The 18,952-nt window shown below is 63.3% G+C and carries 15 protein-coding genes; 11 read left to right on the forward strand and 4 right to left on the reverse strand.

All coding sequences use genetic code 11. The annotated features are described in order from the left end of the window. Window positions 1–4: 4 nt before the first annotated feature. Window positions 5–874: a LysR substrate-binding domain-containing protein gene (locus ASD64_RS18895; RefSeq protein WP_056108370.1), complete on the reverse strand. Its 870-nt coding sequence runs from the start codon at window positions 872–874 to the stop codon at window positions 5–7. A 108-nt stretch (window positions 875–982) separates the two neighbouring features. On the opposite strand from ASD64_RS18895, the gene ASD64_RS18900 reads away from it, so the two are divergent. The 10 genes from ASD64_RS18900 to ASD64_RS18945 all read left to right on the forward strand — a co-directional run bounded on the left by ASD64_RS18900 (window position 983) and on the right by ASD64_RS18945 (window position 14,057). After that, a complete protein-coding gene (locus ASD64_RS18900) occupies window positions 983–2,647 on the forward strand; it encodes a Na/Pi cotransporter family protein (protein ID WP_056108373.1) in 1,665 nt (554 codons plus the stop codon). Window positions 2,648–2,751: 104 nt separating this feature from the next. Continuing rightward, a complete protein-coding gene (locus ASD64_RS18905) occupies window positions 2,752–3,951 on the forward strand; it encodes a 2-aminoethylphosphonate--pyruvate transaminase (RefSeq protein WP_056108377.1) in 1,200 nt (399 codons plus the stop codon). Window positions 3,952–3,982: 31 nt separating this feature from the next. Next, window positions 3,983–5,242 (forward strand): phosphonoacetate hydrolase, encoded by a 1,260-nt coding sequence (gene phnA, locus ASD64_RS18910; protein WP_056108380.1) that lies wholly within the window; start codon window positions 3,983–3,985, stop codon window positions 5,240–5,242. A 137-nt stretch (window positions 5,243–5,379) separates the two neighbouring features. Further along, complete coding sequence (gene phnY, locus ASD64_RS18915) at window positions 5,380–6,837, forward strand: phosphonoacetaldehyde dehydrogenase (protein ID WP_056108383.1); 1,458 nt, start codon at window positions 5,380–5,382, stop codon at window positions 6,835–6,837. Window positions 6,838–6,867: 30 nt separating this feature from the next. After that, window positions 6,868–7,983, forward strand: a complete 1,116-nt coding sequence (locus tag ASD64_RS18920; RefSeq protein ID WP_056108386.1) for a TIGR03364 family FAD-dependent oxidoreductase — start codon at window positions 6,868–6,870, stop codon at window positions 7,981–7,983. Between the two features lie 7 nt (window positions 7,984–7,990). Continuing rightward, window positions 7,991–8,830 (forward strand): DMT family transporter, encoded by an 840-nt coding sequence (locus ASD64_RS18925; protein ID WP_056108389.1) that lies wholly within the window; start codon window positions 7,991–7,993, stop codon window positions 8,828–8,830. A 422-nt stretch (window positions 8,831–9,252) separates the two neighbouring features. Then, window positions 9,253–10,275 (forward strand): putative 2-aminoethylphosphonate ABC transporter substrate-binding protein, encoded by a 1,023-nt coding sequence (locus tag ASD64_RS18930; protein WP_056108536.1) that lies wholly within the window; start codon window positions 9,253–9,255, stop codon window positions 10,273–10,275. Between the two features lie 79 nt (window positions 10,276–10,354). Next, window positions 10,355–11,482, forward strand: a complete 1,128-nt coding sequence (locus ASD64_RS18935; protein WP_056108392.1) for a putative 2-aminoethylphosphonate ABC transporter ATP-binding protein — start codon at window positions 10,355–10,357, stop codon at window positions 11,480–11,482. Between the two features lies 1 nt (window position 11,483). Beyond that, window positions 11,484–13,493, forward strand: a complete 2,010-nt coding sequence (locus ASD64_RS18940) for a putative 2-aminoethylphosphonate ABC transporter permease subunit (protein ID WP_056108396.1) — start codon at window positions 11,484–11,486, stop codon at window positions 13,491–13,493. A 108-nt stretch (window positions 13,494–13,601) separates the two neighbouring features. Next, window positions 13,602–14,057, forward strand: a complete 456-nt coding sequence (locus ASD64_RS18945; RefSeq protein ID WP_056108399.1) for an SRPBCC family protein — start codon at window positions 13,602–13,604, stop codon at window positions 14,055–14,057. Here the strand turns inward: ASD64_RS18945 and ASD64_RS18950 are convergent, their stop codons facing one another. The 3 genes from ASD64_RS18950 to ASD64_RS18960 all read right to left on the reverse strand — a co-directional run bounded on the left by ASD64_RS18950 (window position 14,058) and on the right by ASD64_RS18960 (window position 16,964). After that, entirely contained in the window at window positions 14,058–15,236 is a 1,179-nt protein-coding gene (locus ASD64_RS18950) for an Mrp/NBP35 family ATP-binding protein (RefSeq protein WP_056108402.1), read from the reverse strand. 74 nt (window positions 15,237–15,310) lie between these two features. Next, on the reverse strand, window positions 15,311–16,315 hold the full coding sequence (locus ASD64_RS18955) for an inorganic phosphate transporter (RefSeq protein WP_056108406.1): 1,005 nt from the start codon (window positions 16,313–16,315) through the stop codon (window positions 15,311–15,313). A 7-nt stretch (window positions 16,316–16,322) separates the two neighbouring features. Further along, window positions 16,323–16,964 (reverse strand): DUF47 domain-containing protein, encoded by a 642-nt coding sequence (locus ASD64_RS18960; RefSeq protein ID WP_056108410.1) that lies wholly within the window; start codon window positions 16,962–16,964, stop codon window positions 16,323–16,325. 264 nt (window positions 16,965–17,228) lie between these two features. On the opposite strand from ASD64_RS18960, the gene ASD64_RS18965 reads away from it, so the two are divergent. Further along, window positions 17,229–18,791, forward strand: coding sequence for an alpha/beta fold hydrolase (locus ASD64_RS18965; RefSeq protein ID WP_244480855.1), 1,563 nt, complete (start codon window positions 17,229–17,231; stop codon window positions 18,789–18,791). Window positions 18,792–18,952: the final 161 nt, after the last annotated feature.

Below are 18,952 nucleotides of genomic sequence, written 5' to 3' on the forward strand. Positions count from 1 at the left end.
ACGTTCAGTCTTCCGCCACTTGCCGGGCTATGTCCCAGAACGCCTTGACCAGTTTGCCGCTGGAGCGCTCGCGCAGGCAAATCAGCGCCTCGTCCATCAGCGTTTCCGGCCCGTCGATGAGGATCGGCTTGAGGCGTGCGTCGAGGCCGAATTCGGCGCGGGTGACGAAGCCGACCCCGACACCGGACGCCACGATTTCGCGGATCGCCTCGCGCCCCTCCGCTTCGATGGTGGGCGCCAGTTTGATCCCCTGGCTCTCGGCCAGTTGTTCCAGTTTGTGCCTGGTCTTGGAACCGCGTTCGCGCAGCACCAGCGGCTGTTTGGCGATATCGGCAAGGCTGAGTTTGCGGGCTCCGGCCAGGGGGTGGTTGTGGGCCACGAAGGCGACGATCGGCGAGGAGTTCAGCTTCAGGATGTCGAACTCGCGCCCTTGCGGGATTTCTCCCAGCACGCCGATGTCCGCCTCATAGGCAAACAGGCTGGTAATGACGCTCTCGGTATTGCCGGCACGGACCGTCACCTGAATGCCGGGATATCTGGCGCGGAACTGGCCGAGTATCTGCACAAGATGGTGCGCGGCGTCGGCGACGATGCGCAAGGTGCCGGCCCTGAGCGCACGTGATTCCGACAGAAGGTCGAGCGCCTGCTGCTCGGTATCGAACATGCGGTGCGTGATCTCCAGCAAACGCTGGCCCTGATGGGTGAGCGTCACCTGCTTCTTGTGCCGGTTGAACAGGAGGACGTCATATTCCTCCTCCAGCTTGCGCACCTGGTCGGAAATCGCCGGCTGGGTCAGGAACAGCGCCTCGGCGGCCCTTGAGAATCCACCGCAGACCGCGACATAGTGGAAGGCACGCAATTGCACATATCGCATCAGTCGCACCCTTAACGATAAGCCAGATCGATATAACTATAGAAACTAACGAATTGACTTATGTAAAGCGGAAAGTGACCCTGTTTCATTGTCCGATCGAGGCCGGCCATGCATTTCTCGCTCATCCTGCTGCACCTGGCGGGTGCCACTTTGCTGTTGCTTTATGCGGTGCACATGGTGCGTACCGGCATGGAGCGTGCTCATGCTTCGGCGCTGAGGCGGCTGCTCGGCAACGCCAAAGGCAGCGAGATCCGGGCGGTGCTCGGCGGTACGGTGGTGGCGGTTGCGTTGCAGAGTTCCACGGCCGTTGCCATGCTTGCCTGCGGCTTTGCGGCGAGCGGCATGCTTGCGCTGCCGGTCGGGCTTGCCTTGCTGCTCGGCGCCGACCTCGGCTCTGCGCTGGTCGTGCGCGTGCTGTCATTCGATCTCGGCTGGCTGATCCCGGTGTGCCTGCTCACCGGCGGGATCATGCATCTCAAGCTTTCCGGCCAGACGATGCGGGAGACGGGCCGCATGATTCTCGGCGCCGGCTTCATGCTTCTGTCGCTGCGGCTGATCGGCGAAGCGACCGGCCCGTTGCGGGACTCCGCGATGCTGCCAGCGCTGTCGGGCTATCTTGCCAGTGACTATGTCACCGCCTTCCTGCTTGGCCTGGCCTTCACCTGGCTGATCCATTCTTCCGTGGCTTCGGTGCTGATGATCGCCGCCTTCGCGGCGCAGGGGCTCGTTCCGCTCGAGGCCGGCGTGCCGCTGGTGCTGGGCGCCAATGTCGGCAGCGGCCTGATCGCGTTCTGGCTGTCGCGCGGCATGCCGGCGCAGGCGCGGCGTATTCCCGTCGGCAATCTCATCTTCCGCCTTGCCGGCGCCGTTGTCGCCCTGGCGGCGAGCGAGGCGCTTGGCCTGCCGGTCGAAAAGCTGGGCGGCGGCGGCACCGCCCTGGTCAATCTTCACGTCGTCTTCAACGCCTGCCTTGCCATTGTCAGCTTGCCTTTCGCCGGAGCAATGGCCCGGCTGACGTCGCATCTGGTACCCGACCCGGTTGCCAGGGAGGGCGACAACGGCTTGCTTGGCCGCCGCGCCTCCGCGCTCGACCGCACCGTGATCGACAATCCGAAACTGGCCCTCACCAGCGCCACCCGCGAATTGCTCAGGATGGGAGAACTCGTCGAATCGATGTTTCACCCCGCCATGCACCTTCTGGTCGCAGGCACGAAGCAAGAGATCGCCCGCATTCGCAAGATCGATGAAGACGTCAACAGCACCCATACCGAGATCAAGCTCTACATCGCCGAACTCAACCGCGGCGGTCTGTCCGCGCAGGATATTCGCCGCGGCATGGAACTGACCAACGTGGCCATCAACCTTGAGCATGCCGGCGACATCGTCGCCAAGGGCCTGCTCGCGCTCGCTGCGGAACGGGCCGAGAAGCGGCTCGAATTCTCGTCCGCCGGCCGTGAGGAACTGGAGGGCCTGCATTCGCGCGTCGCGGAAAACCTGCAACTGGCGCTGAATGTGCTGGTTTCCAACGATTTGTCCACGGCCCGGCAACTCGCGGCGGAAAAGGAACGGGTGCGCGACATGGAGCGGCACAGCCACGAACAGCATTTGATGCGGCTGCAATCCGGCTTGGCGCAGAGCATCGAAACCAGCGATATTCATCTGGAAGCGGTGCGGGCGCTGAAGGAATTCAACTCGCTTCTGGTGACCGTCGCCTATCCGTTGCTGACGGAAAGCGGCGACCTGTTGACCAGCCGGCTGACCCGTCTCGGCTAATGCATAAGCCTAACCTATATAAGAATACAAAATAACGATTTTTCAAATGCATCGCAACGACGCATCATGATCTCGACCAACGTTATTCCCTTGGAGAGATTGTCATGCCGGGTGAGACGACGATTGCAACCGAAGGCTTTGAGCGACCGGTACTTGGCGAGCCCTATCTGCTGACGCCGGGACCGCTTACGACCTCCTACGCCGTCAAGCAGGCCATGCTCAGGGACTGGGGTTCGTGGGACGACGAATTCCGCGCCATGACCGCCGAGATGCGCCGCCGGCTGCTCGCGCTCACCGGCGACAGGAAGGGCGAGTTCGACTGCGTGCCGATCCAAGGCAGCGGCTCGTTCTGCGTCGAGGCGATGCTGGGCTCCTTTGTGCCGAAAGACGGCAAGATACTGGTCCTGGCCAATGGGGCCTATGGCCTGCGCGCCGCCCAGACGATGCAGTATCTCGGCCGCGCCCACACCCTGATCGACAAGGGCGACTATCTGCCGCCGCGCGGCGACGAGGTCGCCGCAGCCCTCGATGCGGACCCGGCGATCACCCATGTCATCGCCATCCACTGCGAAACCAGCTCCGGCATCCTCAATCCGGTCGCCGAGATTTCCGAAGCCGTGTACGCCAGGGGCCGCAAGCTGCTGGTCGATTCGATGAGCGCCTTCGGCGCGATCCCGCTCGACGTCAACGACATCCGCTACGAGGCGATGGTCTCCTCGGCCAACAAATGCATCGAGGGCGTCCCTGGCTTCGGCTTCGTCATCGCCAGGAAGAGCGAGCTGGAAGCCGCCAAGGGCCGCAGCCATTCGCTGGCGCTCGATGTCCATGCGCAATGGGCGGCGATGGAAAAGACCGGTCAATGGCGCTTCACCCCGCCGACACATGTCGTCGCCGCCTTCCTCGAGGCGCTCAAGATCCACGAGGCCGAAGGCGGCGTCCCAGCCCGCGGCGCCCGCTACGCGAAGAACCGCGACGTCGTGGTTGCTGGAATGCGCGAACTCGGTTTCGAGACGCTGCTCTCCGACCGCTGGCTGTCGCCGATCATCGTCACCTTCTTTTGCCCGGCGCACGAAAACTTCGCCTTCAACCGCTTCTATGAACTGATGAAGGACAAGGGTTTCATCATCTATCCTGGCAAGCTGACCATCGTGGACTCCTTCCGCGTCGGCTGCATCGGCCGCATGGACGAACATGTCATGCGCCGCGTCGTCGATGCCGCTGCCGCCTCGCTCGCCGAAATGAACGTGCCCGATGCATCACCGCCTCGCCACGCGCTCGACGAGCGCGCCAAGCTTGCTGCCTGAATTTCTCTCGAACACCAGGAAAGCCCCTGCGATGAACCAGATGTCCCCCGTCAGCGTCGACGCGAATGGCCGCACCTATGCTTGGCCGCGCGTTCCGGCGATTGCAATCTGCCTTGACGGTTGCGAGCCCGCCTATCTGGATGAAGCGATCAAGGCCGGGCTGATGCCGGCGCTTGAGAAGATCAAGGCCAAGGGCACGGTGCGCACGGCGCATTCGGTGATCCCGAGCTTCACCAATCCCAACAACATGTCGATCGCCACTGGTCGGCCGCCGGCGGTGCACGGCATTTGCGGCAACTACCTCTACAATCCGGAGACGGGTGAAGAGGTGATGATGAACGATCCCAAGTTCCTGCGCGTGCCGACCGTGTTCAAGGCCTTCTACGATGCCGGCGCCAAGGTGGCGATCGTCACCGCCAAGGACAAGCTGCGCGCCCTGCTCGGCAAGGACCTCGGCTTCAGCGATAGCCGCGCCATCTGCTTCTCTTCCGAAAAGTCATCCTCGACGACGAAGACCGAGCACGGCATCGACAATGCCTCGGCTTGGCTGGGCCGGCCGGTGCCGGAGGTTTATTCGGCGGAATTGTCCGAGTTCGTCTTCGCCGCCGGCGTCAAGCTGCTGAAGGAGTTCCGGCCCGACGTGATGTATCTCACCACGACCGACTATGTTCAGCACAAATACGCGCCGGGCGTGCCCCAGGCCAACGCCTTCTACGAGATGTTCGACAAGTATCTGGCCGAACTCGACGCGCTGGGTGCGGCCATCGTCGTCACCGCCGACCATGGCATGAAGCCGAAGCATCACGCCGATGGCTCGCCGAATGTCGTCTACGTCCAGGACCTGATGGATGAGTGGCTGGGCAAGGACGCCGCGCGCGTCATCCTGCCGATCACCGATCCTTATGTCGTCCACCACGGCGCGCTGGGTTCCTTCGCCACCGCCTACTTGCCCAAGGGCGCGGATCGCGAAGGCATCATGGCCAAGCTGCGCAAGATCGAAGGCATCACGCTGGTGCTTGGCCGCGAGGAAGGCTGCACCCGCTTCGAGCTGCCTCAGGACCGCATCGGCGACATCGTCATGATCTCGGGCGAGAACAAGACCATCGGCACCAGCGAGCACCGCCACGACCTTGCCGCGCTGAACGAGCCGCTGCGCTCGCATGGCGGCCTGACCGAGCAGGTGGTGCCGTTCATCACCAACCGCAAGCTGCCGGACCAGCCGGGCGCGCCCGAACTTCGCAACTTCGACGCCTTCTATTACGCGGTCATGGCGGCGGCGCAGCCGAGCTAGGCGTTTTTTCACCCTCCCCCATGCGGGGAGGGTCGCGAACGAAGTGAGCGGGGTGGGGGTGCCTGGCTCGCTTTTCCTAACCCACCCCGGCGCTTGCACGCCGACCCTTCCCGCATGAGAAGGGTAAAGGAGCTACAATGACCAAGGCTGAAACCTCGATAAAAGTACGGCACGAGCCGATGCGCATCGCCGGCCGCAAGGTCGATGCCGAGGGCCTCGTCGAGGTGCGCTATCCGTGGAACGACACTGTCGTCGGCACGGTGCCGGCGGGCGGGGCCGATCATGCGCGTGAGGCCTTCGAGATCGCGGCCAACTACAAGCCGAAACTGACGCGCTACGAGCGCCAGAAGATCCTGCTTCGAACGGCCGAACTGCTCAACGCCCGCAAGGAGGAGATTTCCGATCTGGTGACGCTGGAACTCGGCATCTCCAAGCAGGATTCGCTCTACGAGGTCGGCCGCGCCTTTGATGTCTTCACGCTGACCGGCCAGATGTGCATCGTCGATGACGGCGAGATATTCTCCTGTGATCTCACCCCGCATGGCAAGCAGCGCAAGATCTTCACCACGCGCGAGCCGCTGAAGGCGATCTCTGCGATCACGCCGTTCAACCATCCGCTCAACATGGTCTCGCACAAGGTCGCCCCGGCGATCGCTACCAACAACTGCATCGTGGTCAAGCCGACCGAACTGACGCCGATGACGGCGCTGGTGCTGGCCGACATCCTCTACGAGGCCGGCCTGCCGCCGGAAATGCTTTCGGTCGTCACCGGTTGGCCGAAGGACATCGGCGACGAGATGATCACCAATCCGAACATCGACCTGATCACCTTCACCGGCGGCGTGCCGGTCGGCAAGCTGATTGCCTCGAAAGCCGGCTACAAGCGCCAGGTGTTGGAGCTTGGCGGCAACGATCCGCTGATCATCTTGAACGACCTCTCCGACGACGATCTGGCCCGTGCCGCCGATCTGGCCGTCGCCGGCGCCACCAAGAACTCCGGCCAGCGCTGCACCGCCGTCAAGCGCATCCTCGTTCAGGAGAAGGTCGCCGACCGTTTTGTCCCGATGGTGCTGGAACGTGCAAAGGCCATCAAGTTCGGCGATCCACGCGATCCGGCCACCCAACTCGGCACCGTCGTCCACGAAAAGGCGGCGGCGCTGTTTGAAAAGCGCGTCTACATGGCCGCCGAACAAGGGGCCGAGGTCCTCTACGATCCCGGCCGCAAGAGCGCGCTGCTGCCGCCCATCGTCGTCGACCGCGTGCCGCATGGCTCCGAACTGGTCATGGAGGAAACCTTCGGCCCGATCGTGCCGATCATCCGCGCGCCTGACGACGACGACGCGCTGATCGCGCTCTCCAATTCCACCGCCTTCGGTCTCTCGTCGGGCGTCTGCACCAACGACTTCCGCCGCATGCACAAATACATCGCCGGCTTGCAGGTCGGCACCGTCAATATCTGGGAAGTCCCCGGCTACCGCATCGAGATGAGCCCCTTCGGCGGCATCAAGGATAGCGGCAACGGCTACAAGGAAGGCGTTATCGAAGCGATGAAGTCTTACACCAACGTCAAGACCTTCTCCCTGCCATGGGGGTAAAGCGCAGCCGTGAGCAGGGGAGATTGATCGATGACGTTTGACCTGGCGGTCGTCGGAGCGGGAATTGTCGGCTTGGCGCATGCGCTGGCGGCGGCGCGGCGCGGCTTGCGCGTTGTCGTCATCGATCGCGACGCGCAAGCCAACGGAGCCTCCATCCGCAATTTCGGCCTGGTGGTGGTGTCCGGTCAGGAGCCGGGGGCCTCGCTGCGGCGTGCGCAGCGCTCCCGCGAAATATGGCTCGAAATGGCGCCGCAAGCCGGCATCGGGGTCATCCAGCAAGGCATGTTGGTCGCGGCCCAGCGCCCCGAAGCGCTTTCGCTGCTGGAAGCCTTCCAGCAAACCGGGCAGGGGCAAATGTGCCAGCTTTTGACCCGGAACCAAGTAGCCAGCCATCAGCCGGAACTCGACGCCTCGAAAATCGCGGGCGGCCTGCACAGCCCTTTCGAGCTTCGCATCGAATCGCGCGAAGCCATCCCCCGGCTGGCTTCCTTCCTTGCCGGGCATCATCATGTGGAATTCCGGCGCGGCGTCACGGTCCTGTCGGTCGCGCCGCCGGCCGTCGAGACCAGTCACGGAACCATCAAGGCGGATAAGGTGGCGGTTTGCCCCGGCGACGACTTTGCTACACTCTATCCGGACAGAATCGGCAGGCATGGCGTCCGCCGCTGCAAGTTGCAGATGCTGAGATTGGCAAATCCCGGCTTCGCCTTGCGTTCGGCGCTCGTCTCCGATCTCAGCCTGATCCGCTACGAGGGGTATGCCCAATTGCCGGAAGCTGCGATCTTGCGGGGCAGGTTGCGAAATGAATGTCCGCGCACCATCGAAAACGGTGTCCACCTGATCGTCGTGCAGAGCGCCGACGGTTCGCTTGTGGTCGGCGATTCCCACCATTACGCGGAGACGCCGGATCCCTTCGCCTCGGAGGAAGTCGACGGCCTCATCCTCGATGAACTGGCGACGTTGTTGGGCGGCGCTCTGCCGGCCGTGCAGGCCAGGTGGACAGGCACCTACGCATCCGCATCCGACAAGCCCGCCTTCACCGATGCGCCGCAAGACAATGTCCGTCTCGTCATGATCACAAGCGGGACCGGCGCCAGTACCGGATTTGCCATCGGCGAGGAAACCATCGCCGATCTGTTCGGGTAGGGAAAGATTGTCCGCAACAGCGCTTTCGATCGTTCTCTTCGCCGCCTTCCTGCATGCGAGCTGGAATGCCGTGGTCAAGGCCGCACCCGACCGCGCCCTGACGCTGGCGGCGGTATCGGGCATGCACGCTCTGGCGGGCGTCGTGCTGATCTCGATTTCTGATCCGCCTCAAATGGCGAGCTGGCCTTCGATCGCCACGTCGACGATCATCCACTACGGCTATTATGCGCTGCTGTTCCACGCCTACCGGCTGGGGGACCTCGGCCAAGTCTATCCGATCTCGCGCGGCATGGCGCCGGCCTTGGTCGCCCTCGGCACGTTTCTCCTGATCGGCGAAAAACTGACCTCCCTGGGCTGGACCGGCCTTGGCCTCGTCACTTTCGGCATCGGGCTGCTCGCCCTGCAACGAGGCGCGGTCGATGCCGACAGGAAGGCCATCGGCGTGGCTGCCCTGCTTGGCGCAAGCATCGCTGCCTATTCGGTTGCCGATGGCATCGGCGTGCGGTTCTCGGAAAGCCCGACCGGCTACATGGGTTGGCTTTTCCTTCTGGAATCGCCGGTGACGCTTGCCATCCTGTGGAGCCGCAAAAGAGCCGGGGTAGCCTTCAGCTGGCATATCTTCGGCATCGGCCTGATCGGCGGCCTGTTCGCCGTCACCGCCTATGGACTGGTGCTGTATGCCAAGACCATCGCGCCGATCGGCGCCGTCTCGGCGGTCAGGGAATCGAGCGTCATCATCGCCGCCCTGATCGGCACATTGTTGTTTCATGAAAGGCCATGGAAGGGGCGCATCCTGGCAGCGACCGTGGTTGCCGGCGGCGTCCTTCTGCTTGCCGTTTCCGACTAATGCATATCGCCCGAAAGTGGGAACCGGTTTCGGGATAACGACATGCATAAAAACAAACGCTTAGAGCGCGCCGGCGTATCTGAAAGATCGCGACGCGCTCTATGCATGTCGCCCGAAAGTGGGAACTGGTTTCGGGATAACGACATGCATAAATCAAAGTACAGCCCAACCAATTAGAAAGATCGCTACACGCTTTGGCTCAGGATTGGCGCGTCAAATCGGCCTTCGCTGCAATGTGACGGGGCGGTTACAAATATCGCCCTGACCTATGATCCTATCAATTAAATAGATTTTACTTATCGACGGCTCTTCGCCACGATCTCCGCAAGGACGACATCGACCGGCACCACGACCGGAAAAATGCCTGAGAGCACGAGCGTCCCGATGCACCATATTTGTGTCAAACCATGGGGAACTCGATCATGAAGACATCTGCATCTCTGGTCATCGCTGCCTTTGTGGCGGGCCTGACCACCTCGGTAGCCTTCGCCGAGACCGAGCTTACCGTCTACACCGCCGTCGAAGCCGTCGACCTCGACCGCTACAAGGCCGAATTCGAGAAAGCCCATCCGGATATCAAGATCAACTGGGTGCGCGACTCCACCGGCATCATGACCGCCAAGCTGCTCGCCGAGAAGGACAATCCGCAAGCCGATGTCGTCTGGGGCGTGGCTGCCACGTCGCTGCTGCTCCTGAAGGCCGAAGGCATGCTCGAGCCGTACGCGCCGGTGGGCGTGGAGAAGCTAGACCCGCGCTTCGTCGATTCGTCGACGCCACCGACCTGGACCGGCATGGATGCCTATGTCGCGGCCATCTGCTTCAACACCGTCGAAGCTGAAAAGCTCGGCATTCCGGCTCCCAAGAGCTGGAAGGACCTGACCAAGCCCGAATACAAGGGCCATGTCGTGATGCCGAACCCGAATTCGTCCGGCACCGGCTTCCTCGACGTTTCCGCCTGGCTGCAGATATTCGGTGAGAAGGACGCCTGGGACTTCATGGACGGGCTGCACCAGAACATCGCCTCCTACACCCATTCCGGCTCCAAGCCATGCAAGATGGCGGGCGCTGGCGAAACCGTCGTCGGCGTATCGTTCGAGTTTCCGGGTGCCAAGGCAAAGAGCGCCGGCGCGCCGATCGACATCATTTTCCCCGAGGAAGGTTCTGGCTGGGAGGCTGAGGCCACGGCCATCATAGCCGGAACGGCCAAGCTGAAAGCCGCCAAGACGCTGGTCGACTTCTCGGTCTCGAAGGAAGCCAACCAGATGTACAATGTCGGCTATTCGGTGGTTGCCTATCCGGGATTGGCCCAGCCGGTGGAGAACCTGCCGCCCAACGTCGCGGAATTCATGATCAAGAACGACTTCGAGTGGGCTGCCAACAATCGCAAGGCGATCCTGGCGGAATGGGCCAAGCGCTACGACGCCAAGTCCGAACCGAAAACCTGATCAAGTCCTCGTCGGGCGCCGCTTTGTTCATTCCGGTGGTCGTAGCGCTGGCAATTCTTGCCACCTTTGCCGGGACGGAATAGGATTTGCACCCGAAGCCGGGAACGCAACTGCGGTGAAGCCGACCTTTCTCAAGATCGAGAATATCTGGAAGACGTTCGGCGAATTCGTTGCACTCAGGGGCGTTTCCCTGGAGATCAGGGAAGGCGAGTTCGTCTGCTTCCTCGGCCCTTCGGGTTGCGGCAAGACGACCTTGCTGCGTGCCATCGCCGGCCTCGACCTGCAAACGCGCGGAACCATCCATCAGGCAGGCAAGGACATCTCGACCCTGCCGCCGTCGAAGCGCGACTACGGCATCGTCTTCCAGTCCTACGCGCTGTTCCCGAACCTGACGATCGAGAAGAACATCGCCTTCGGGCTCGAAAACACCCGGCGCCCCAAGGCCGAAATCGCCGCCCGCGTCGCCGAATTGCTCGATCTGGTCGGGCTTTCCGCCCAGGCCAAAAAGTACCCCGCCCAGCTTTCCGGGGGCCAGCAGCAGCGCATCGCGCTTGCCCGCGCCATGGCGGTGTCGCCGGGCCTCTTGTTGCTGGACGAGCCGCTCTCCGCGCTCGACGCCAAGGTGCGCGTCCATCTGCGCCACGAGATCAAGGAACTGCAGCGCAAGCTCGGCGTCACGACCATCATGGTCACCCACGACCAGGAAGAAGCGCTGTCGATGGCCGACCGCATCGTCGTCATGAACCATGGCGTCATCGAGCAGGTCGGCACGCCGACCGAGATCTACCGCCAGCCCGCGACCCTTTTCGTCGCCGACTTCATAGGGGAAACCAACCGGTTTCCGGGCAGCGTCCGCGCCGACGGCAAGGTGGCCATGGCTGGCACCGAACTCTTGTGCGCGCCGCATGAACTCGGCGCAGGCGCGGAGGTCACCGCCGTGATCCGTCCCGTCGATATCATCCCCCACAGCCTCGACAGCGCCGAAACGGTCAAGACGCCGGAAAATCTTGCCGACGTGACCGTCGAGGCGATGGAGTTCCTCGGCGCGTTCTGGCGCACGCGGCTTTCCTCGCCACGCTTCGAAGATCGCGTCTTCGTCGCCGACTTTTCGATCAATGCGGTGCGCCGCCTGGACATTGCGGTGGGCGGCCGCATGCGCGTGGAACTGCCGCGCGAGCGTTTGATCGTCTTTGCCAGGGACGCCTGAGATGAGCGCGGCCCTGACCCTGCCGGCCGGGCGCGCGCCGCGGGCGCAAATCTCCTCGGACGATGTCATCAAGCGCGGGCTGATGATCGTCATCTCGCTCTATCTGCTCGTCGCGCTCGCAGCACCTCTCTATGTCCTTTTGTCCAAGTCCGTCTCGACCTACGAGTTCGACCTCACGGCCTTCGAAATCCAGCGCAGCGACGAGAGCGGCCTGAATTTCGGCGAACCGAAGACGGCGGCCGCGCTCAATCTCGAAACCGGCGCCATCGCACCTGGAGAACTCGCGACCGGCTCCGACGGGCGGCTCGCCGTCACCGGACTGTTCAAGGATTTCAGCTTTCGCAGCCCGGTGAAGTACCGCATTCGCGGCACCCATGAGGGGGCGGCCTATCTGGTCGGCTCCGACCTTCATCGCGGCACCGACTGGCTGGAACTCGATTCCAACACCTTCCGGCGCGTCGTGCTGCGTCCGGACCGGCAGACCGGGCTCGACAATTTCGTCGCTTACTTCTCGACACCGAGCCTTGCCCAGTCGATCTTCAATTCGGTTTTGATAGGCGCGATCAGCACCGTGATGGTCATCTCCATCGCCTTTGCGCTCGCCTATGCGATGAGCCGCAGCCAGATGCGCTTCAAAGGCTTCTTCAGGCTGGTCATGACGATCCCCATCCTGGTGCCGTCGCTTCTGCCGGGCATCGCGCTGGTCTATCTGTTCGGCAATCAGGGTCTCTTGAAGGATTTCATGCTGGGGCACAGCATCTACGGCCCGATCGGCATCGTCATCGGCTCCGTCTTCTTCACCTTGCCGCACGCGCTTCTCATCATCTCCACCGCCCTCGCCATCGCCGATGCGCGCCACTACGAGGCGGCAACCTCTCTGAGGGCGTCGAAGTGGCGGACCTTCTGGACGGTGACCGTTCCCGGCGCGCGCTACGGCATTATCTCGGCAGCCTTCGTCGTCTTCACCTTGGTGATAACGGATTTCGGCCTGCCGAAAGTGATCGGCGGCCAGTACAACATGCTCGCCGTCGACATTTACAAGCAGGTGATCGGCCAGCAGAATTTCGAGATGGGCGCGGTCGTGTCGGTGATCCTGCTCATTCCCGCCGTCGCCGCCTTCTTCGTGGACCGCGTCATCCAGAAAAAGCAGGTCGCGCTGCTGTCGGCCCGCTCGGTGCCTTACCAGCCGAAGCCGAATGCGCGCTTCGACTGGCTGTGCTTTGGCTATTGCACCGTCGTTGCCCTGTTCATCCTGACGATGATCGGCGTGTGCCAGTTGGCGGCCACGGTCAAGTTCTGGCCATACGACCTCTCGCCAAGCCTGAGGAACTTTCATTTCGACCTGATGGATGGCGGCGGCTGGGCCGCATACTACAACTCCATCGAACTGGCTTGTCTGACCGCTTTCTTCGGCACCATCATCGTCTTTACCGGAGCCTATATGGTGGAAAAGAGCGATGGCTTCAAAACCGGCCGCACGCTCTTCCAGTTCCTGGCCATGCTGCCGATGGCCGTCCCCGGCATGGTGCTCGGGTTGGCCTACATCTTCTTCTTCAACGACCCGGGCAATCCGCTCAACCCCATCTATGGAACCATGGCGATCCTGGTCGTGTGCACCGTCACTCACTTCTACACGGTGTCGCACCTGACCGCGCTGACGGCGTTGAAACAGATGGACCGCGAGTTCGAGCCGGTGGCTTCATCCTTGAAGCAGCCCTTTCACAAGCTGTTCTTCCGGGTGACGATTCCGGTGTGCCTTCCGGCGATCCTCGACATCTCGATCTATCTGTTCGTCAACGCCATGACGACGGTTTCAGCGGTCGTGTTCCTCTATTCGGCCCACACCCAGCTTGCGTCCGTTGCCGTGCTCAACATGGACGATGCCGGCGACATCGCGCCCGCAGCGGCCATGGGCATGATGATCTTCTACACCAACATCGCCGCCCGGCTTGTGCATGCGCTTGTGTCGCGCGTGCTGCTTGGACGCACGCAGGCCTGGCGCACCAGATAGGGCGACGGTCCGGTCAACACGAAGGGCCGGCAAAGCCGGACTTTCGGGCAATGGACACGGCAATCGCGCCGCGCTACCGTTCAAGCCTCGTCACATTGGGAGGTCCGCATGGCGCTGGTGATCGAAGGCGAAGAACGCATTTCCGCCCCCGTGGAAAAGGTATGGGCGGCGCTCAACGATCCGGACGTGCTGAAGGAAAGCATCCCCGGTTGCCAGTCCCTCGAAAAGAAGTCGGACACCGACCTCGCCGCCACCGTCGTGTTGAAGATCGGCCCGATCAAGGCGACCTTCAATGGCGAGGTGACCTTGAAGAATCTCAAGCCGCCCCACTCCTACACCATTCAGGGCGAAGGCAAGGGCGGCATCGCCGGTTTCGCCAAGGGTGGCGCCGACGTCACATTGACGCCGGACGGCCCGGATACGACGATACTGACATATGCAGCCAAGGCCGATGTCGGCGGCAAGATTGCCCAGCTCGGCAGCCGCCTGATCACCTCGACCTCGAAGAAGCTGGCCGGCCAGTTCTTCTCGACCTTCAGCGAGAAGGTAGGCAACGGGGGCTGACTACTCGAAGACGATAGCTGGCGTCGCCGCCGCGGCTGCGCCTTTTTCTTCCTGCAAGCGCTCCCATACCTTGGCGGCGATGGCGCGGTAGATGCCCGCTTCGGGCCCGTCCGGCTTGACCGCCACCACCGGGCGGCCCGCATCCGAGCTTTCACGGATGCCCATCTCGAGCGGCACTTCGCCGAGGAAGGTGACGCCGAGGCGCTCCGCCTCGCGCCTCGCGCCGCCATGGCCGAAGATGTCGTAGCGCTTGCCGGTGTCCGGGGCGACGAAATAGCTCATGTTCTCGACGATGCCGAGCAGCGGCACATCCACTTTCTTGAACATGTTGAGGCCCTTGCGGGCATCGATCAGAGCCAGGTCCTGCGGTGTCGAAACGATGACGGCGCCGGCCAACGGAACCTGCTGGGCCATGGTCAGCTGGGCATCGCCGGTGCCGGGCGGCATGTCGACCACGAGCACGTCGAGCTGGCCCCATTCGACTTCGCGCAGCATCTGGGTCAGTGCCGAGATGACCATCGGCCCGCGCCAGATCATCGGCGTCTCCTCATCGACGAGGAAGCCCATCGACATCGCCTTGACGCCGTAGTTTTCGAGCGGCTTCAGGATCTTGCCGTCGGCGCTTTCGGGCCGGCCACGGATGCCGAGCAGCCGGGGCATGGACGGTCCGTAGATGTCCGCGTCGAGCACGCCGACCTTCAGGCCGTTGGCGGCAAGGCCGAGCGCGATGTTGACGGCGGTGGTGGACTTGCCGACGCCGCCCTTGCCCGAGGCCACGGCGATGATGGCTTCGATGCCGGGTACGCCGCGCTTGCCGGAAGCGCGCGAGGCCGGTGCCGGATGCTGGGCGTGCGGTGCGGCCCCCGCAGGACGGTGCGCAGGCGCGGACGGGGCCGGGCGTGGCGGCACCGATGCTTCCATGCCGCCGCCCTTCTTTTCAGCCGTCAGCGTTACGACCGCTCCCGTTACGCCGGGGATCGCTTTGACGACACGGTCCGCCGCCGCCCGCAGCGGCTCCATCTGTTGGGCCCGCGCCGCAGGCACCGTGATGGAGAAAAAGACCTTGCCGTCGGCGATGAAGATTTCGGAGATCATGCCCAGGTCGACGATGTTGCCGGAAAAATCTGGCCCGCTCACCGTCTTCAGGCGTTCAATGACGGTTTCTTTTGTAACGGACATGGCTCGTTCCTCAATGGCTTGGCTGAGGTCTGAGATAGTGCAGATTTCCCCGCGCTCCAAGCATGGGCGCGACGTTAGCTGAGCAATTGCGTCAAGTAAAATGTCGCAGCGGCGATCGCGGCCGTAGCGGGAAGCGTGATGACCCAGGCCCACACGATGCTGCTGGCCACACCCCAGCGCACCGCTGAAACGCGGCGGGCAGCCCCGACGCCGATGATCGCGCCGGTGATGGTGTGGGTGGTGGAGACCGGAATGCCCATCCATGTGGCGGCAAACAGCGTGATCGCGCCGCCGGTTTCGGCACAGAAGCCCTGCATCGGGTTCAGCCGGGTAATCTTGGAACCCATCGTATGCACGATGCGCCAGCCGCCGAACAGGGTACCCAGCGCCAGCGCCGACTGGCAGGTCAGCACCACCCACAGCGGCACGTGGAAGGTGTCGCCGAGCATGCCTTGCGAATAGAGCAGCACTGCGATGATGCCCATCGTCTTTTGCGCATCGTTGCCGCCATGACCGAGCGAATAGAGCGAGGCCGAAATGAACTGCAGGAAGCGGAAGCTGCTGTCCACGGCAAAAGGTGTCTGGCGCACGAACAGCCACGAAACCAGGAGCACGAGCAAAAGCGCGAGCAGGAAGCCCACCGTGGGCGACAGCACGATGGCGAAGGTCGTCTTGAGCAGCCCGGCCCAGACGATGGCGCCGCCGCCGGCCTTGGCGACGCCCGCCCCGACCAGGCCGCCGATCAGCGCATGCGAACTGCTTGACGGGATGCCGGCCAGCCAGGTGACGATGTTCCAGACGATGGCGCCGGTCAGCGCCGAAAAGATCACCGCCGGCGTCACCGTGTCGGCGTCGATGATGCCCTTTCCAAGGGTCTCGGCGACATGCAGGCCGAAGAACAGGAAGGCGATGAAATTGAAGAACGCCGCCCACAGCACCGCATATTGCGGCCTCAGCACGCGCGTCGAGACGATGGTGGCGATCGAGTTGGCGGCGTCGTGAAGCCCGTTCAGGAAGTCGAAGAACAGCGCCACGGCGACCAGGCCGAACAGCAGCGGAAAGGCGAGCGTGGCGTCCATCGAGAAGCTATACGTTTTCGACGACGATGCCGCTGATTTCGTCGGCGACGTCCTCGAAACGGTCGACGACTTTCTCGAGCTGGCTATAGATTTCCTTGCCGACGATGAATGCCATTGCGTCGCCGCCGGCATGCCGGTGGAAAAGATCCTTCAGCCCCTGCTCGTGCAGGTCGTCGGAGCGGTCCTCGAGGCGTGTGATTTCTTCGGCGATTGCGGTCAGGCGCGGCACGTTCTGGCCGACCTTGCCGAGCAGCGGGATCGCTTCTGCAACCAGCTTGGCGGCGTCGACGATGACGGTGCCCATTTCCTGCATCAAAGGGTCGAACTTCGTCATCTCGAACAGGCGCACGGTCTTGACCGTCTTGTGCATCATGTCGATGGCGTCATCCATCGACTGGATCAGATCCTGGATGTCGCTCCGGTCGAAAGGGGTGATGAAGGAGCGGCGAACCGCAAGCAGCACCTCGGCGGTGATGGTGTCGGCTTCGTTTTCCAGGCGAACGATTTCGCCAGCCCATTGCTGGACGTCTTTCCCGGTCAGAAGTTTCTGCAAGGCTTCGGCGCCGCCGACCACGGTGCGCGAATGGCGCTCGAACAGGTCGAAGAACCGATCCTCGCGGGGAAGCAGCTTCCTGAACCAGCCAAGCATGTTGGACCTTTCGTCGCTTGCAAACCGTCTCCCCATAGCGCCGCATGCGCCGGGGGGAAACAGATAGCCGGCTGAAATGTGTGGATGCGCACGACATTCGGTTGCCGCGGGGATTTTCCGGCCTGGCGCTGCCGCGATATTCACACCTGCTAAAATAACAACCTGCCGTGGCCGCAGCTTTCTGGTATGATCGGCTCAGGCTGGAAAAGAAAGATTTAGAGCGGTTCGTATTTGAACGGGACCGCTCTACCGCTCTGCGGATCAATGCTCGTGAGGCCGATCGAAACACGATACGCGCGCAGCGGCGACATCCGGATCGCTTACCAGGTGATCGGGCAAGGATCGCTCGACCTCGTCTTCGTTCCGGGCTTCATTTCCAATCTCGACCTGCATTGGGAAGATGAAGGCTATAGCCGTCTGCTGAAGCGGCTTGCATCGTTTTCCCGGCTGATCCTGTTCGACAAGCGCGGTACCGGCCTGAGCGACCGCGTCGACGCCCATGCGCTTCCCAGCCTCGAAGCGCGCATGGACGACGTGCGCGCCGTGATGGACGCCGCCGGCAGCGGGCGCGCCGCCATTCTTGGCGCCTCGGAAGGCGCGCCGATGGCGATGCTGTTCGCCGCCACCCAGCCCGAGCGGGTGCGCTCGCTGGTGCTCTATGGCGGCTATGCCAATTTCCACCGCTGGGTGATGTCGCGCGAACGTCTCGAAGACTTCATCGAAACGGCGGAAACGGCGTGGGGCAGCGGCGCCACCTTGCAGAATTTCGCGCCCGGCCGTGTCGACGACCCGCATTTCGCGGAATGGTGGGGGCGCTTCGAGCGCCTGTCGGCAAGCCCGACCGCAGCGGTAGCACTGGCGCGCATGAATGCCGGCATCGATGTGTGCGGGGTTCTGGCGAGCATCGCGGTGCCGACGATGGTCATGTACCGCCGCAACGATGCGCGGGTCGATCCCGCCGCCAGCCGCTATCTGGCCCGCAAGATCAGCGGTGCGCGGCTGGTCGAGGTGCCGGGCCGCGATCACCCGATCTGGACCGGCGACGTCGACCGCATCGCCGACAATATCGAGGAATTCCTGACCGGCGCCCGTGCCGTGCCGGACATCGAGCGGGTCCTTGCCGCCTTGCTCGTCACCCGCATCACCGACACGGCCAAGCTTGGCGACCGCATGTGGAGCGAGCGCGCCCAGCGCTTTCAGCAGACGTGGCGCCTGCTGGTCAGCCGCCACGGCGGCCGCATCTCGGGGCTCCATGGCGACACGATGCTCTCGCGTTTCGAGGGGCCGGCCCGCGCCATACGCTGCGCGGCGGCACTTTGCGACGCCGCCAACGACATTGGCATCGCTAGCGCGCAAGGCATTCATGTCGGCGAGATCGACGTGCGCGGCCCGCCGACCGGCCTGACCGTGCGGATCGCGGCCCAGATCGCCGACCATGCCGGCCGTGGCGATATTCTCGCCTCGCGTCTCGTGGCCGACCTCGCCGTAGGGTCCGGCCTGCATTTCGCCGATGCCGGGCAACTCGCCCCGGACGAACTGGACCAGCCTCTGCCGCTGGTGCGGGCCAATTCCGAGCAGCATCTGGAGCCGGCCTGCCGGCGCGACAAGCCACGGGCGAACAAGCCGTCCGCCCTGACATTGCGCGAGAACGAGGTCGTGGCGCTGATCGCCGACGGCATGAGCAACGCCTCGATCGCTGCCGAGTTGCGGCTCAGCGCGCATACGGTCAAGCGCCACGTCGCCAACATCCTGTCCAAGCTCGACCTGCCTTCGCGCGCCGCCGCTGCCGCTTTCGCGGTCCGCCACCCTGGCCCGGACGGGCCATAGGAGCCATGGTGCTTTCGGGCGAAGCGGCGGCATGGCCGAAAGCGCTATTCATCTTGCCCTGATTTCCGGCGCATGTGCCGGATCGGCACCGGCGGAAGGCGTGAAGGCCGTCGCCGGGCGAAACCGTCAAACCTGTCAACCCGCAAGGCCCGTCCAACCGG

It is taken from the genome of Mesorhizobium sp. Root157 (genome assembly GCF_001427385.1).
GTDB lineage: Bacteria > Pseudomonadota > Alphaproteobacteria > Rhizobiales > Rhizobiaceae > Mesorhizobium.